The sequence below is a fragment of the Glaciimonas sp. GG7 genome (assembly GCF_052976905.1).
Genome location: NZ_JBRIIQ010000003.1, coordinates 1 through 13,429, shown reverse-complemented (window position 1 = coordinate 13,429; position 13,429 = coordinate 1). Strand labels below are relative to the sequence as shown.

15 protein-coding genes and 1 pseudogene are annotated in these 13,429 nt (G+C 53.0%); 3 read left to right on the top strand and 13 right to left on the bottom strand.

Going from position 1 to position 13,429, the window contains the following annotated elements; translation table 11 throughout:
* Positions 1 to 3: 3 nt before the first annotated feature.
* The 3 genes from ACVBEF_RS01770 to mltG are packed head-to-tail and all read right to left on the bottom strand — an operon-like array spanning position 4 to position 2,670.
* Positions 4 to 1,041 carry a DNA polymerase III subunit delta' gene (locus ACVBEF_RS01770; RefSeq protein WP_447122228.1) on the bottom strand — a complete coding sequence of 346 codons (1,038 nt, stop codon included), beginning with the start codon at positions 1,039 to 1,041 and terminating at the stop codon, positions 4 to 6.
* Positions 1,041 to 1,652, bottom strand: coding sequence for a dTMP kinase (gene tmk, locus ACVBEF_RS01765; protein ID WP_447122227.1), 612 nt, complete (start codon positions 1,650 to 1,652; stop codon positions 1,041 to 1,043). The genes ACVBEF_RS01770 and tmk overlap by 1 nt, the downstream gene beginning before the upstream one ends.
* Before the next feature lie 25 nt (positions 1,653 to 1,677).
* Entirely contained in the window at positions 1,678 to 2,670 is a 993-nt protein-coding gene (gene mltG / locus ACVBEF_RS01760) for an endolytic transglycosylase MltG (protein WP_447122226.1), read from the bottom strand.
* Between the two features lie 113 nt (positions 2,671 to 2,783).
* On the opposite strand from mltG, the gene ygfZ reads away from it, so the two are divergent.
* Genes ygfZ through ACVBEF_RS01745 form a run of 3 tightly spaced genes read left to right on the top strand, consistent with a single transcriptional unit; the run spans position 2,784 to position 4,885 of the window.
* A complete protein-coding gene (gene ygfZ / locus ACVBEF_RS01755) occupies positions 2,784 to 3,833 on the top strand; it encodes a CAF17-like 4Fe-4S cluster assembly/insertion protein YgfZ (protein WP_447122225.1) in 1,050 nt (349 codons plus the stop codon).
* Between the two features lie 12 nt (positions 3,834 to 3,845).
* A complete protein-coding gene (locus ACVBEF_RS01750) occupies positions 3,846 to 4,172 on the top strand; it encodes a DUF4936 family protein (RefSeq protein ID WP_447122224.1) in 327 nt (108 codons plus the stop codon).
* Positions 4,163 to 4,885: an NRDE family protein gene (locus tag ACVBEF_RS01745; protein WP_447122223.1), complete on the top strand. Its 723-nt coding sequence runs from the start codon at positions 4,163 to 4,165 to the stop codon at positions 4,883 to 4,885. Before ACVBEF_RS01750 ends, ACVBEF_RS01745 begins: the two co-directional genes overlap by 10 nt.
* A 37-nt stretch (positions 4,886 to 4,922) precedes the next feature.
* On the opposite strand, the gene ACVBEF_RS01740 is transcribed toward ACVBEF_RS01745, so the two are convergent.
* The 10 genes and pseudogenes from ACVBEF_RS01740 to ACVBEF_RS01695 all read right to left on the bottom strand — a co-directional run.
* Positions 4,923 to 5,105: a hypothetical protein gene (locus tag ACVBEF_RS01740; protein WP_447122222.1), complete on the bottom strand. Its 183-nt coding sequence runs from the start codon at positions 5,103 to 5,105 to the stop codon at positions 4,923 to 4,925.
* Positions 5,106 to 5,242: 137 nt separating this feature from the next.
* The gene (locus ACVBEF_RS01735) at positions 5,243 to 5,665 is read right to left on the bottom strand and encodes a GNAT family N-acetyltransferase (protein WP_447122221.1); all 423 of its coding nucleotides are present in this window, start codon (positions 5,663 to 5,665) and stop codon (positions 5,243 to 5,245) included.
* Positions 5,666 to 5,686: 21 nt separating this feature from the next.
* Positions 5,687 to 6,136, bottom strand: a complete 450-nt coding sequence (locus ACVBEF_RS01730; RefSeq protein ID WP_447122220.1) for a PaaI family thioesterase — start codon at positions 6,134 to 6,136, stop codon at positions 5,687 to 5,689.
* Between the two features lie 41 nt (positions 6,137 to 6,177).
* The gene (locus ACVBEF_RS01725; RefSeq protein WP_447122219.1) at positions 6,178 to 6,489 is read right to left on the bottom strand and encodes a Dabb family protein; all 312 of its coding nucleotides are present in this window, start codon (positions 6,487 to 6,489) and stop codon (positions 6,178 to 6,180) included.
* Between the two features lie 7 nt (positions 6,490 to 6,496).
* On the bottom strand, positions 6,497 to 6,991 hold the full coding sequence (rraA, locus tag ACVBEF_RS01720; protein WP_447122218.1) for a ribonuclease E activity regulator RraA: 495 nt from the start codon (positions 6,989 to 6,991) through the stop codon (positions 6,497 to 6,499).
* A gap of 45 nt (positions 6,992 to 7,036) precedes the next feature.
* A complete protein-coding gene (locus tag ACVBEF_RS01715) occupies positions 7,037 to 8,881 on the bottom strand; it encodes a sensor domain-containing diguanylate cyclase (protein ID WP_447122217.1) in 1,845 nt (614 codons plus the stop codon).
* Between the two features lie 165 nt (positions 8,882 to 9,046).
* Positions 9,047 to 11,650, bottom strand: coding sequence for an ATP-dependent chaperone ClpB (clpB, locus tag ACVBEF_RS01710; protein ID WP_447122216.1), 2,604 nt, complete (start codon positions 11,648 to 11,650; stop codon positions 9,047 to 9,049).
* Positions 11,651 to 11,791: 141 nt separating this feature from the next.
* Positions 11,792 to 12,244 (bottom strand): molybdopterin synthase catalytic subunit MoaE, encoded by a 453-nt coding sequence (moaE, locus tag ACVBEF_RS01705; protein WP_447122215.1) that lies wholly within the window; start codon positions 12,242 to 12,244, stop codon positions 11,792 to 11,794.
* Positions 12,245 to 12,261: 17 nt separating this feature from the next.
* The gene (gene moaD, locus ACVBEF_RS01700) at positions 12,262 to 12,519 is read right to left on the bottom strand and encodes a molybdopterin converting factor subunit 1 (protein WP_447122214.1); all 258 of its coding nucleotides are present in this window, start codon (positions 12,517 to 12,519) and stop codon (positions 12,262 to 12,264) included.
* A 35-nt stretch (positions 12,520 to 12,554) separates the two neighbouring features.
* Positions 12,555 to 13,376 (bottom strand): annotated as a pseudogene (locus tag ACVBEF_RS01695) (molybdopterin molybdotransferase MoeA); the annotation flags it as partial.
* Positions 13,377 to 13,429 lie beyond the last annotated feature (53 nt).

The following is a 13,429-nucleotide window of genomic DNA, read 5'->3' as shown; positions in this document are numbered from 1 at the left end:
CTCCTATGCAAAAATCTTTGCGTAATCCAACAACATATCTTCGATAAAAAGTCGTGCAGACAAAGGATGCTCGACAATCGCCCGGCGTTCGTTGCAAGCTTTTAAGGCTTTTAACAATGCCCCCGTTTGCACCCGCCCAGCCAATGCTGCCAACGCTTTTTGATGACGCGGATAATAACGAACCGTGCCCGTCATCTTGAGCGACAGCAAATCATACAGCCAGCGCTGCTGCCATCCGAGTAACTCCGCCACCGAGGTTTTCTGCAACCGCTCGGCGCTTTTCAATGCCCCATCGATACCGGGCACGCTCAAATACGCCAACAGCGCATCGATCAGCTCGCGTGCGTCACTTTGCGACTGCGCCTGTGCCGTCAAGGGCGCACCGCCTTGTTCGGCCAGCCACATATCCGCGTCTGCCACGCCTTGTTGCCGCAGCCAGCCGAGTGCCTCTTGCTGCGACGGATGCGGCATAGGAAATTTGCGGCAGCGCGACAATATCGTCGGCAACAGTCGATCCAGACTATTGGTGATCAGCAAGATCACGGTGTTTGGCGGTGGCTCTTCCAGCGTTTTCAGCAAGGCATTGGCGGCAGCGCCATTCAAGGTTTCCGCAGGGTACAGCACCACGACACGTTGCCCCTGACGATGCGTCGAGACATTCATGAATCCGGCTAATGCGCGGATTTGATCGATCTTGATTTCTTTCGACGGTGCTTTGGTAGCTTTGGCGGTTTTTTTGCTGTCATCGTCGGCACCATCAGCCGTGTCACGCGTGTCTTCATCCTCCAGAATTTCCGGGCGTATCCGACGATAATCGGGATGATTTTGCTGCACGAACCAGCCGCACGATGCGCATGCGCAACAGGCGTGACCATTGGCTAAAGGCTGCTCGCAAAATAAAGATTGCGCAAACTGTTCTGCAAACACGACCTTACCGATCCCTTGCGCACCATGAAACAAAATCGCGTGCGGCATGCGGGGCCGCATGTGTTGCAGTTGTTGCCAGGCATCAAGCTGCCACGGAAATATCGGATTCGTCATCACAGCGCTGCCACGATTTGCTCCAACGCCTGCCGGGTGTCAGCTATCGACCGGGTCGCATCGATAATGCGGAAACGGGTTGGAAATTGCGCGGCCCGGCGTAAATATTCGGCGCGGGTATCGGCAAAAAATGCAGCCTGTTCCTGCTCGAACCGATCCAGATTGCGGGTGGCGTTCAGGCGTGTACGCGCCACATCAAGCGGCACGTCAAACAGCAGCGTCAAATCCGGCTGCAAGTGAGGATGCACCCATTGCTCTAATACATCGAGTTTCTCGAGCGCAAGCTTTCTGCCGCCGCCCTGATACGCAAACGTGGCATCGGTAAACCGATCAGACACCACCCAATCGCCCCTTGCCAGCGCCGGTTCGATAACTTGCGCGAGATGCTCGCGACGCGATGCAAACATCAGCATCGCCTCGGTTTCCAGATGCATTTTTTGATGCAGGACCAGTTCGCGCAAGGCTTCGCCCAGATCGGTTCCACCGGGCTCGCGGGTTGACACTACGGTCAGCCCACGCGCGCGCAACAGGTCGGCGACAAAGCCGATGTGCGTGGATTTTCCGGCACCGTCGATGCCTTCAAAGGTAATAAATTTTGCAGTTGATTTCATAGATTTTCACTCGATCAACGCTGATTCAGCGCTGATATTTGTTCACCGCTTGATTATGTTCGCTGAGGTTAGTCGAAAAATGACTGCTACCGTCGCCCCGGGAGACGAAATACAACGCATCGGTTTTGGCAGGATTCATCGCCGCATACAAGGACTCATTGCCGGGCAAGGAAATCGGGGTGGGCGGCAGCCCGGCCCGCGTATACGTATTGTAGGGCGTGTCGGTCGTCAAATCACGTTTGCGAATACTGCCGTTGTATTGATCTCCCATGCCGTAGATCACGGTTGGGTCGGTTTGCAGCAGCATGCCGAGGCGCAACCGATTGATGAAGACACCGGCAATATTGGTGCGCTCGGCCCGGCGTCCGGTTTCTTTCTCGACGATCGAGGCCATGATGAGCGCTTCGTAGGGTGTTTTATAAGGCAGCGATACATCCTTGTCCCGCGCTTCCCACGCTGCATTGAGGCGTTTGAGCAGCAAGGTATGCGCCTGTTTATAGACTTGCAAATCGCTCGATCCTTTGGCGAACAAGTAGGTATCCGGCGCAAACAAGCCCTCGGGCATGCTGTAGTCAGTGGTCACTTTGGCGAGCAACTCGGTGTCCGAGAGTGCTTGCGTATCGTGCTTGAGCGCAGTTTGGGCAGCCACGGCCTGCCGCATCTGCCGAAAAGTCCAGCCTTCAATCACGGTCAACGATTCTTGTGCAAATTCGCCGCGCACCAATTGTGTAATTAAGCGCAAGGGCGTTGTGCCCGGTTTTATTTCATAACTGCCCGCTTTGAGTTTGCTGCTTTTTCCAGTCAATCGGACCAGCAAACCCAGCAAATCAGGATTGACGGGAACCCCTGCGCTGGCGATTTGCTCTACTACGCTGTCAAGACCGCTGCCGGGCTTGATGGTGAAAGGAATCGGTTCCCCCGCATCAATCACCGGCTGCTTGGTCCAATAAGCCATGCCGCCAACGGCCAGTAAACTCAGTACGACAATAAAAAAAAATAGTTTCTTAAACAAGGTCAATCGCTCCGCGGGGTTGTTAAATGATTGAAAATCGGCTTGACCCGACGCTTTTTTGCCGCATCTTTATAATCAACCCAATATGATAATCGCTGAATTGAAAACCCCTCGAATTTATGACTAAAATATCAACCAATTGGCAAGAATTAATCACCCAAAACGCTGTTCAATTACAGCAAACGTCACCAGATGCAGGCGGTAATTTCGTCGCATCGTTGACTGAACCTGGTCTGCTCGCATTAAAGGGAGACGATTCAGTCAATTTTTTGCATAACCAGCTCACCAACGATGTCGCCCAATTACCGCTCAATGAGGTTCGACTGGCGGGTTATTGCTCTCCCAAAGGGCGCTTGCTGGCGACGTTGTTGATGTGGAAGCACGATGACACTATTTTTCTGCAACTGCCGCGTGAGATTTTGCCTGCGATACACAAGCGCCTGCAAATGTTTATCATGCGCGCCAAAGCCACCCTCACCGATGTCACCGACAGCCACGCGACGCTTGGCCTGGGCGGCGCTGCCGTCGGCATAGCACTTGCGCCTTGGTTTGCTGAATTGCCAGCCACGCCTTACGCCAGCATCACAAACGTAGCCGGGACGCTGATGCGTTGTGACGATGCCAATGGCATTGCCCGCTATCAGTGGATCACAACGCCTGACATCGCCATCGATGCGTGGCCGACCCTGTTAACAACCCTGCCAGCAGTCGATTCGCGCGTGTGGCAATTAGGACAAATTCAGGCCGCGATCCCTCAGATTACTCTGGCAACGCAAGACCAGTTTGTACCGCAAATGATTAATTACGAAGTCGTCGGCGGCGTGAATTTCAAAAAAGGATGTTACCCGGGTCAGGAAATCGTCGCCCGCAGTCAATATCTGGGCAAACTCAAGCGCCGTGCGGTATTGGCAAACGTTGCTGCGGCAGACGTTGCCTGCGCGACAGAAGTCTTTTCCAGCGCTGACCCATTACAACCCTGCGGCATGATTATTAATGCAGCGCGGCTTGCGCACGATGCTGACATGTCTACTTGCCTGTTGGAAATCAAACTCGCGGCGCTCGACAATGGAAGCGTCCGTTTAGGCTCGGCCAATGGTCCGGAACTGACCTTTCTGCCGCTGCCTTACGCAATGCCAGAGCCGGTCGCACCCGTGGCTAAGCTGAGCTAAAGACCAATACAGATGGATCTCTACATTTATTACCGCGTAGCCGCTGATGATGCCGAGCAGTTTACCGAGGCAGCAACGGCGATGCAGGCCGTGCTGTCGCGTGAGCACCAGATCGCCACAGCACTAAAACGGCGACCAGAAATCAAGGAGGGGTGTCACACCTGGATGGAGGTTTATCTGGAGGTGCCCGAAAGTTTTGCGCAGAGCGTAGAGCATGCGGTTGTCGATAGTGGCGTTGCATCCATGATCAATGGCCAGCGTCATGCTGAGTGGTTTATGCGTGAATCCACTTTTGATTCTATTTCACCATTTTCTGTCGCAGGTTCACCATGTGCCTAATCGTTTTTTCCTGGAAAGTAGTCCCCGGCCTGCCGTTCATTGCCGCCGCTAATCGCGATGAGTTTTATGCACGTCCCAGCGCGCCTGCAAGTTGGTGGGAAGATCGTCCAGATATTTATGCAGGGCGCGATCTGCAAGATGGCGGCACTTGGTTGGGCATCAGCCGGACCGGACGCTTCGCCGCCATCACCAACGTGCGTGCACCAGCAGAGCGGCATGAAAATGCACCCAGCCGTGGGGCCTTGGCAACCGACTTCCTCGACAGCGATACCAGCTCGGCTGACTACATTGCGCAGATCAGTGCGGTTGCTAACGACTATAACGGCTTCAACTTGATCATCCATGATGGTCACGAATTAATCTGGTATTCCAACAAAGGTCAATCGGACCCGAGAAATGGGCAGCCGTTGGTACCGGGAATATACGGTCTGTCAAATGCCTTGCTAGATGTTTGCTGGCCAAAAGTTGTCAGAACCAAAGCCCAGTTTGCCAGCTTGCTATGCCAGGGCGCGCCTGATGAAACCTACTTTGAGATGCTCACCGATACCACGATGGCCGGCGATTGCCGCTTGCCATCGACTGGCGTGGGCGTGGAGAGGGAACGTTTGTTGTCGTCGGTATTTATCGCCTCGCCGGATTACGGCACGCGCAATTCAACCTTGGTGAAGCTGCATGCGTGCGGAACGGCGGTGTTGGAAGAGCGGTTGGTTTGATGGTAAAAATCAAACCCACTATCGCGACAAGATAGCTTCAAGGCACTTCTAGCTTGCGGCGGGTCTTGGCTCTTCGTGTCGCAAACTCTGCGTCTACATCTTCAGCAGATACCAAGCGGCCCGCATTCGCAGAACTTATCCCTTCTTGAATCTGACGCAGGAACCAAGTGTCATAAGAAAATGCATCTTTTAATGCGTCGTCAGCAATGTCAGGTGCCAAGATGTTCTCTGTGCTAAAAATAAGTACATAGGAGCATGCCGAGGTTTACCTCGCATTTCATCTATATTTAGAGCTTACGAAAAAACACCCCGGCAAGACAGGCCGATATTTCGGACTCGGGCGATTTTGCATAAGTCCTAAAACTGATACCGCATAGAAATATGCGGTATTCCCGCCTCCATAAACACATCACCGTACCGACTAAAACCAAAGCGCTGATAGAACGCCTCTGCCTGCATTTGCGCATTGAGAGCAACCGCAGCATCGCCACGTTGCCGCGCCTGCGCCATTAATGCTTGCAAAATCGCCGCGCCCACGCCTTGCCCTCGCCCGGCCAGTTTGACCGCCATCCGACCGATATGACCGTCGGGCAATAACCGCCCTGTCCCCAGCACTTGTCCGGCGTCGTCATAGGCTACGGCGTGGATGCAAACGGGATCTTGGCCGTCCCATTCCAATGTTTGGGAAATGTTTTGTTCGATAACGAAGACTGCATGGCGTACCGCGCCAGCGTCGCTGCCCAGCGTTGTCCAATTCCCCACCGTTATTGTGAATTTCATTCCCAATCCTTCTACCAAGACTTAAGCATCCGCAGCACTATCGGAACCCAGCGCAGCCTTGCGACTGGCTGGCGTGCTGCGCATATATTTAAAAGTACCGAGCGATTTCGCCACCAATTTTTTCCCGTACCATAGTTCGGCCTCGCAGAAACACATCGTCGCGGTGCGATGAAAAGCCCGGCCTTTGGCGATGACACGACCACCAGTCAGGCCGCCGGGCTGCAAAAAACTGGTGCTCATGTCCACCGTGACTGCGCCGGTCGCGTGCGGATTAAGGGTGCGTCCAGCCAGCGCCATGACGACATCGAGCATGGTCATCGATACTCCGCCGTGCGTGACCTGACCGCTATTCATGTGGTGCGGTTGCAGATTTAATGCCAGTGTGGCGGTGCCCTCACCCATGTCGATGAACTCAACGCCAAGGTATTTTAGAAAGGGATTATCAAGCGGGAAGACGTGCTGTGGAAACATGTTCGTGAACGATATAAAGATAAAAAAGTGATCGAATTAAACTAGCTTTCATAATCAAAACATTGCCGCGCCTCACGAACCGCGCCAACAAAAGGTTTGATCGCAACGTGATCGGGATGATGTTGATAAGCATCCAACGCAGCACGCGAAGCAAATTCCGAATTCAGCATCACGTCATAGGTCGCTTCCAGACCATCCTGCGCGATAACGGCCTCAAACTTAAGAATGCCCGGCACCAGGGCCGCGCAGCTATCGAGTAGCGCTTTTAACTTGCGTGCATTGGTCGCCTTGTCAGCGCCTTCTGCATGTTCTTTGAGTTTCCAGATAACGATGTGTTTGAGAGTCATGGTCATATTTTATTTAATGTAATTTTTCATCAGCCACTAGCACGCCATCAGCATCAACGTAGATCCAGTCGCCGGGGGCAACCGCCACGCCAGCTATCGTCACCCGGATATCTTGCGCGCCCAAGCCTTTGCGTACGCTGCGTTGCGGATGCAGCGCCAAGGCACGTATTCCTATCGCGCAAGCGTCCAGCTCTGCCGAGTCGCGTGCGCAGCCATAGATGATGATCCCGGCCCAGCCATTTTTTTCTGCCAGCACGCCAAGATTTCCGCCCACTAAGGCACAGCGCAGACTGCCACCGCCATCGACGACTAATACCTGACCAAGACCGGGCGTCTCAAGCGTTGTCCGGACCAATGCATTGTCTTCGAAAACTTTCAGGGTCCGTGCCTGACCAGAAAAAGTATGGTGTTTGCCAAGCGCCAGAAATACTGGCGGCAAGACCCGTAACCGACCATCGCCAAGCTTGTCTTCATTGGCATCGCATATATCGCAGGTTGAAAAACTCACGTACATCTCCTTAAAAATGACAGTCTGGTTGTTCCGTACAAACCGTTAATCGGTCTGGCCGCCAAATTTTTTCATGCTGTACATCCGGCTATCGGCCACCCTTAACAAGGTTTCGATATCCAAGCCATCAGCTGGATAGAGCGCGCCGCCCACAGAGGCTCCCACCGAATAGCTGGTTCCGTCATGCATATCAAGGGGGGTCTCAAGCAGATGAATTATTTTTTGGCAAATCGCTGTGGCAATGTCTTGCGTCGCGACACCGTGCAAATACACGACGAATTCGTCACCGCCAAAGCGCGCCACGGCATCATCTTTGCGCAAAGCGTTCTGCAATCGTTGCGCAACCTCGATGAGTACACGATCGCCTTGTTCATGCCCAAACTGGTCATTGACGCCTTTGAATTTATTTAAATCAATAAATAGCAATGCAAAACTAAACACCTTGGGATCGATTGCGTTGCGTTGCATAAACGCAATTTGCGCAATCAATGAATCGCGGTTGAGCAAATTGGTCAGCCGGTCGGTACGCAAGTTGCGCTCCATGGCCTGAAAACTCTGCGCTAACTGGCCGATTTCATCTTGACGATCAATTCCTAGCGGTACAAAAGGCGAGCCGCTACCGATATTTTGTGCAGCTTGGGTCAAGGTGCGAATATCCCGCAAAGCCCAACGCAGGGTCACAAATCCAAATATCATCGAAATCAGGATCGCGACTAATCCGAGCAACAAACTATGGTAAATCCCGCTGCTAACCGAATGCCAGAAATTGGAACGCGGCGTTGCCAGCACAACGATCCAATCTAGCCCGCCCGCATCACGAAAAACCCGTGCCGCAACCTCAACCTGTCCCAGCGAACTACTATTGAATGCAGTACTAATCATCGGCGGTCGCTCTTGTGGCTCTTCCGCGCTACCAAAATGTCCTTGCAACAACTGTGACTTCAATTGCGGCTGCACCGACACCCAAGCCGCGCGCATAAGCGGCGAAGTTGCGGCACTCACATTGCGTCTGCGAGACTCTTGGTGCGAAAGAGGAATTAAATTTGTCGCCTCTTCCGACACGGAATGAGTCGCCCCCTCATAGGCGTTGTCGTTGGTCGAACTGGCAATCAAAGCACCATTGCGCTCGGCAATGAAAGCAAAGCCATTCTTTTCAATGGTCAACGTGCGCAAAAATTCGCTTAACGGCTTCAGCGGCATCTCGGCTGCAACCACGCCAACTACTTTCTTGTCTTGGGCGACCACAACGTGCGCCAGCGCCAAGGCGGGTTCGTTACTGCGCTCCTCGGCAAAGATCGGAGACCAGCTTTGTTTGTCATACTTCAGGGCATTGACATACCAGGTTCGCCCACGCGGATCGTATTGCTCGGTGGTGAGCAGGGTCAACGCGCTATTCGGCCCGCTGGCCCGGTAAAGTGCAGTGGGCCCTGAGGTAGTGTCACGCACTCGCACGATAAACTCTGTATCACGGGTTTTTCTGATGCTGATAAACCGCCCATCAACAGAGCCAAAACTGACAAAACGACTCGATTCAGGAAACAGGCTGCTGGCGATCCAAAGTCGTTCCGGCAAATCGACTATTTCGCTGGGAAATAGCGCGTTGGAAGGGCTTGATAACGCTGATGCATTGAGGGGATTGGATGCCGACCTGGGACTCGTCGGGGAAACTAGCGCAAGCGTAATCACGAGCAAAGTCGCTTTGGTATCGTGTAACTGGCGCTCGGTCGCTTGATCGATACTGAGCATTAAATCAGTGAGGGTCTTATGCGAAATCGCATCCGTTGCGTTCTGACCCGCACGATATAAGGACCAGCCCATTGTGATTGCCAAACTGACGATCAAAATAACGAAAGGCAGAATAAATAACCGTTGCAGCGAATATTTCTTCAAAATTTTCCTGGGAAAATGTATCAATACAACTCAAGCAATTATTGCGCCAGCAACTAAATCATAGAAAAAAGAGCCACCCGGCATTCCACTGTGGCTCTTTTTATGGTGATCAACTACGCGCAAGTTAACGCGTAATTTTACTCGTTCCGATACAAAAGCAGTTGACTAACTTGTCTTATTAAAAACAATTTCACCATTACTGACGCTAATGTGAATAATGTCTTTTGGTCCAAATTTCCCTTCCAGAATAAGCTTGGATAAAGGATTTTCAATATATTGCTGAATCGCCCGCTTCAAGGGTCGTGCACCGTAGATTGGATCAAAACCTGCTTCTGCTATTTTTTGCAGTCCACCCTCAGAAATCTCCAGCCGCATATCGAGCTTTCCTAAGCGTAGCTCCAAAATCTTCAACTGAATCTTGGCGATAGCGCCGATATTTTTTTCATCGAGTGCATGGAAGACGACGATTTCATCAATCCGATTGATGAACTCCGGACGAAAGTGAACTCTGACTTCGGCCATCACTTCACTCTTCACCTCCTCGGGATCGCTGCCCTCCATCGCCTGAATCCGGTGCGATCCCAAATTCGACGTCATCACGATGACCGTATTTTTAAAGTCCACGGTGCGCCCCTGACCATCGGTCATCCGACCATCATCGAGCATCTGCAGCAGCACATTAAACACATCCGGATGCGCTTTTTCAATTTCGTCGAGCAGAATCACGCTATACGGTTTGCGCCTTACCGCTTCGGTCAGATAGCCGCCCTCCTCGTAACCGACATAACCGGGCGGCGCACCGATCAAGCGCGAGACCGAATGCTTCTCCATGAACTCGCTCATATCGATCCGAATCATGGCCTCCTGCGTATCGAACAAAAATCCTGCCAGCGCCTTGCACAATTCGGTTTTACCGACGCCGGTAGGTCCCAGAAACATGAACGAACCATACGGCCGATCCGGATCGCTCAACCCCGCCCGGGAGCGCCGGATCGCATCCGAAACAGCGACAATCGCTTCATCCTGCCCGACTACGCGACGATGCAATTCATCTTCCATCTTCAACAATTTGTCACGCTCGCCCTGCATCATCTTCGACACGGGAATCCCCGTAGCACGGGACACAATTTCGGCAATTTCCTCGGCCCCGACTTGCGTACGCACCAATCTGGGCTTGGCGCTCGGGTCTGGATTAGCCTCTGCTAAGGCATCTTTTTTCTGTTGCGCGTCGAGCGCCTGCTCCAGCGAATTCATCTTGCCGTATTTCAGCTCAGAGACTTTTTGCCAGTCGCTATTGCGGGTCGCCTCATCAATTTGCAGGCGCAGCTTTTCGATTTCTTCTTTGAGATGCTGACTACCAAGGGCGTTGGCCTTTTCGGAGGTCCAGATTTCTTCGAGATCGGCGTATTCGCGCGCCAGTTTCTCGATTTCCTGTTCGATCAGGCTGTAGCGCTTTTGCGAAGCTTCATCTTTTTCTTTTTTAACCGCCTCGCGCTCGATTTTGAGTTGAATCAAACGCCGGTCAAGCTTATCCATGACCTCGGGTTTAGAGTCGATTTCGATCTTGATCTTGGCAGCGGCCTCATCGATCAGATCGATTGCCTTATCCGGCAAAAACCGGTCGGTAATATAGCGATGCGACAATTCAGCGGCAGCCACGATGGCGGGGTCGGTAATCTGCACACCGTGATGGACTTCGTATTTTTCTTGCAAGCCGCGCAAAATCGCAATCGTCGCCTCAACGCTAGGCTCATCGACCAAAATTTTCTGAAAACGTCGCTCTAATGCGGCGTCTTTTTCAACGTATTTGCGATACTCGTCGAGCGTAGTTGCGCCCACGCAATGCAGCTCACCCCGCGCCAGCGCAGGCTTGAGCATATTGCCGGCATCAATCGCGCCCTCGGCTTTACCGGCCCCCACCATGGTGTGCAACTCGTCGATAAATACGATGGTTTGGCCTTCATCGAGTGCAATTTCCTTCAGGACCGCTTTGAGCCGCTCCTCAAATTCGCCACGGTATTTGGCTCCCGCCAATAGAGACGCCATGTCCAGCGACAACACCCGTTTGGATTTCAGACTATCGGGCACCTCGCCGTTGACGATGCGTTGGGCTAATCCTTCGACAATCGCCGTTTTACCCACGCCGGGCTCGCCGATCAAGACCGGATTATTTTTACTGCGCCGTTGCAAGACCTGAATCGCCCGACGGATTTCATCATCGCGACCGATCACCGGATCGAGCTTGCCCTGCCGCGCCCGCTCAGTGAGATCAAGCGTGTATTTTTTTAATGCCTCACGCTGGCCCTCGCCATCTTGCGAGGCGACGCTGTCGCCACCGCGCACGGCGCTGATGGCCGCTTCCAACGCTTTACGGGTCAGACCATGCTGGCGCGCCAATTGGCCAGCGTCGGATTTATCGTCCAGCAGGCCCAGCAGCAGCATTTCACTGGCAACAAACTGATCACCACGCTTTTGCGCCTCTTTATCGGCCAGGTTGAGTAATCCCAGCAATTCGCGCCCGATCTGTACTTCGCCAGCATTGCCCGACACTTTAGGCAAACGCTCCAACGCAGCCTTCAGTCCGGTAGAGAGCGCGGCAATATTCACCCCCGCCTTTTGTAGCAACGAACGGGCGCTGCCATCGTCTTGATTCAACAGGGCAATAAGGACGTGAACCGGATCAATATATTGATTGTCATTACCGACGGCCTGACTTTGCGCGTCGGCAATGGCTTCTTGCAATTTGGTGGTGAGTTTGTCAAAACGCATGGTGTTCTCCAAGATAGCTATGGCATGAAATCTACTATAGAGAAAATTGGGACTTAGCGTTGTATTTCAAGAATGATGGGGGAGATAAGGCTGAGTAATCAGGATGCCCGAATCATGCAGCCGGGAAGCTTATTTGGGAAACTAACGTCGCCACTTATTGAGTACCGTATCGTCACTATCGCGGGCATCCACCCAACGTGCGCCTTCGGGCGTTTGTTCTTTTTTCCAGAACGGCGCTTCCGTTTTGAGGTAATCAATGATGAACTCGCAAGCAGCAAAGGCTTCACCACGGTGCGCCGAGGCAACGGCCACCAATACAATCTGGTCCATCGGCAGCAACGGCCCGACCCGATGAATCACCAACGCATCGACAATATTCCAACGCGCTTGCGCTTGCGCGACGATCGCCGTGAGTGCCTTTTCAGTCATGCCGGGATAATGTTCCAGCGTCATTTCTGCAATCGCACTACCGTCGTTGATATCGCGTACCGCACCGACAAAACTGACGACCGCGCCGATTTTTGGATTACTCTGACGCAACGCAAGCAACTCAGCAGAAAGATCAAAGTCAGCGGTTTGAATACGAATGGGCATAGTGATGATCCTTACGGCTATCCGCCGGTCACTGGTGGAAAGAACGCCACTTCGCAATCGGGAGTGATGGGCGCGTCCGCCGTGGTCATGACTTGATTGCAGGCCATCCGTAACGCACGCCCCTCTCCCAGCACCTCGTCCCAAACGCCGCCGCGTGCGCGCAAGTAGTTGCGTACATCGCCAACGGTAATGACGGTGTCAGGCAAGTCGATGGTCTCCTGCGTCAGATTGAGCGCTTCACGCACACTGGCAAAAAAACGTAATTGAATCTTCATAGAATTCCCTGCTGAGACTGTTGAACTTGCTGTTTTTACTGCATGAGCGCTGAAAACGGATGAAAACGCACCAGATCGCCAACGGCAATGACGTTGCCAGCCGGATTGTCGACCAGGCCATCGCCCCAGACGGTAGACGTCAGCACGCCGGAACCCTGATGTGGAAATAAATCGAGACCGCCATTGAGATTGATTTTGGCGCGCAGAAACTCCTGACGCCGATCCGCTTTGGGCCAATCAAAATCTGCGCGCATGGTGTAAACCTGCGGCACCACGTTGCTGCAACCTTGCAGGCGCAAAATAAATGGACGCACAAACAGGAGAAATGTCACAAAACTGGATACCGGGTTGCCTGGCAAACCCATAAAAAATGCGTTGTCTGGATGCTCACCATCCCCGCGTTTAACTTCACCAAAAGCGAGCGGCTTACCCGGCTTCATCGCGATTTGCCACATAGTCAGATGACCTTCGGCCTCTACTGCCGGTTTAACATGATCCTCTTCGCCGACTGAAACTCCGCCTGAGGTAATGATCAAATCGTGTTGTTGCGCAGCCAGGCGCAAAGTGGCGCGCGTAGCGCTCAGTGAATCCGGGACAATGCCGTAATCAGTCAGTTCGCAACCCAAATTTTCTAACAATCCGCGCAATACAAATCGGTTGGAGTTGTAGATTGCGCCCGGTTTTAAAGTCTCGCCCGGCATCGCCAACTCGTCGCCGGTAAAAAATACGGCGACGCGCAATTTGCGTAAAACCGGCAAGTCTGCCAATCCAACCGATGCAGCCAGACCAAGATGCTGCGCCTGCAAACGCGTACCGACCGACAAAATGACTTTACCAACGGCGATGTCCTCCCCCGCTACTTTAAGCATGAAGATCGTGGTTGTCCTTATCCACTAGGGACGCCCATCGG

Coding starts and splice junctions, on each gene's coding strand:
- ACVBEF_RS01770 (WP_447122228.1), bottom strand. CDS start 1,041: ATGACGAATCCGATATTTCCGTGGCAGCTTGATGCCTGGCAACAACTG.
- tmk (WP_447122227.1), bottom strand. CDS start 1,652: ATGAAATCAACTGCAAAATTTATTACCTTTGAAGGCATCGACGGTGCC.
- ygfZ (WP_447122225.1), top strand. CDS start 2,784: ATGACTAAAATATCAACCAATTGGCAAGAATTAATCACCCAAAACGCT.
- ACVBEF_RS01750 (WP_447122224.1), top strand. CDS start 3,846: ATGGATCTCTACATTTATTACCGCGTAGCCGCTGATGATGCCGAGCAG.
- ACVBEF_RS01745 (WP_447122223.1), top strand. CDS start 4,163: ATGTGCCTAATCGTTTTTTCCTGGAAAGTAGTCCCCGGCCTGCCGTTC.
- ACVBEF_RS01735 (WP_447122221.1), bottom strand. CDS start 5,665: ATGAAATTCACAATAACGGTGGGGAATTGGACAACGCTGGGCAGCGAC.
- ACVBEF_RS01730 (WP_447122220.1), bottom strand. CDS start 6,136: ATGTTTCCACAGCACGTCTTCCCGCTTGATAATCCCTTTCTAAAATAC.
- ACVBEF_RS01725 (WP_447122219.1), bottom strand. CDS start 6,489: ATGACCATGACTCTCAAACACATCGTTATCTGGAAACTCAAAGAACAT.
- clpB (WP_447122216.1), bottom strand. CDS start 11,650: ATGCGTTTTGACAAACTCACCACCAAATTGCAAGAAGCCATTGCCGAC.
- moaE (WP_447122215.1), bottom strand. CDS start 12,244: ATGCCCATTCGTATTCAAACCGCTGACTTTGATCTTTCTGCTGAGTTG.
- moaD (WP_447122214.1), bottom strand. CDS start 12,519: ATGAAGATTCAATTACGTTTTTTTGCCAGTGTGCGTGAAGCGCTCAAT.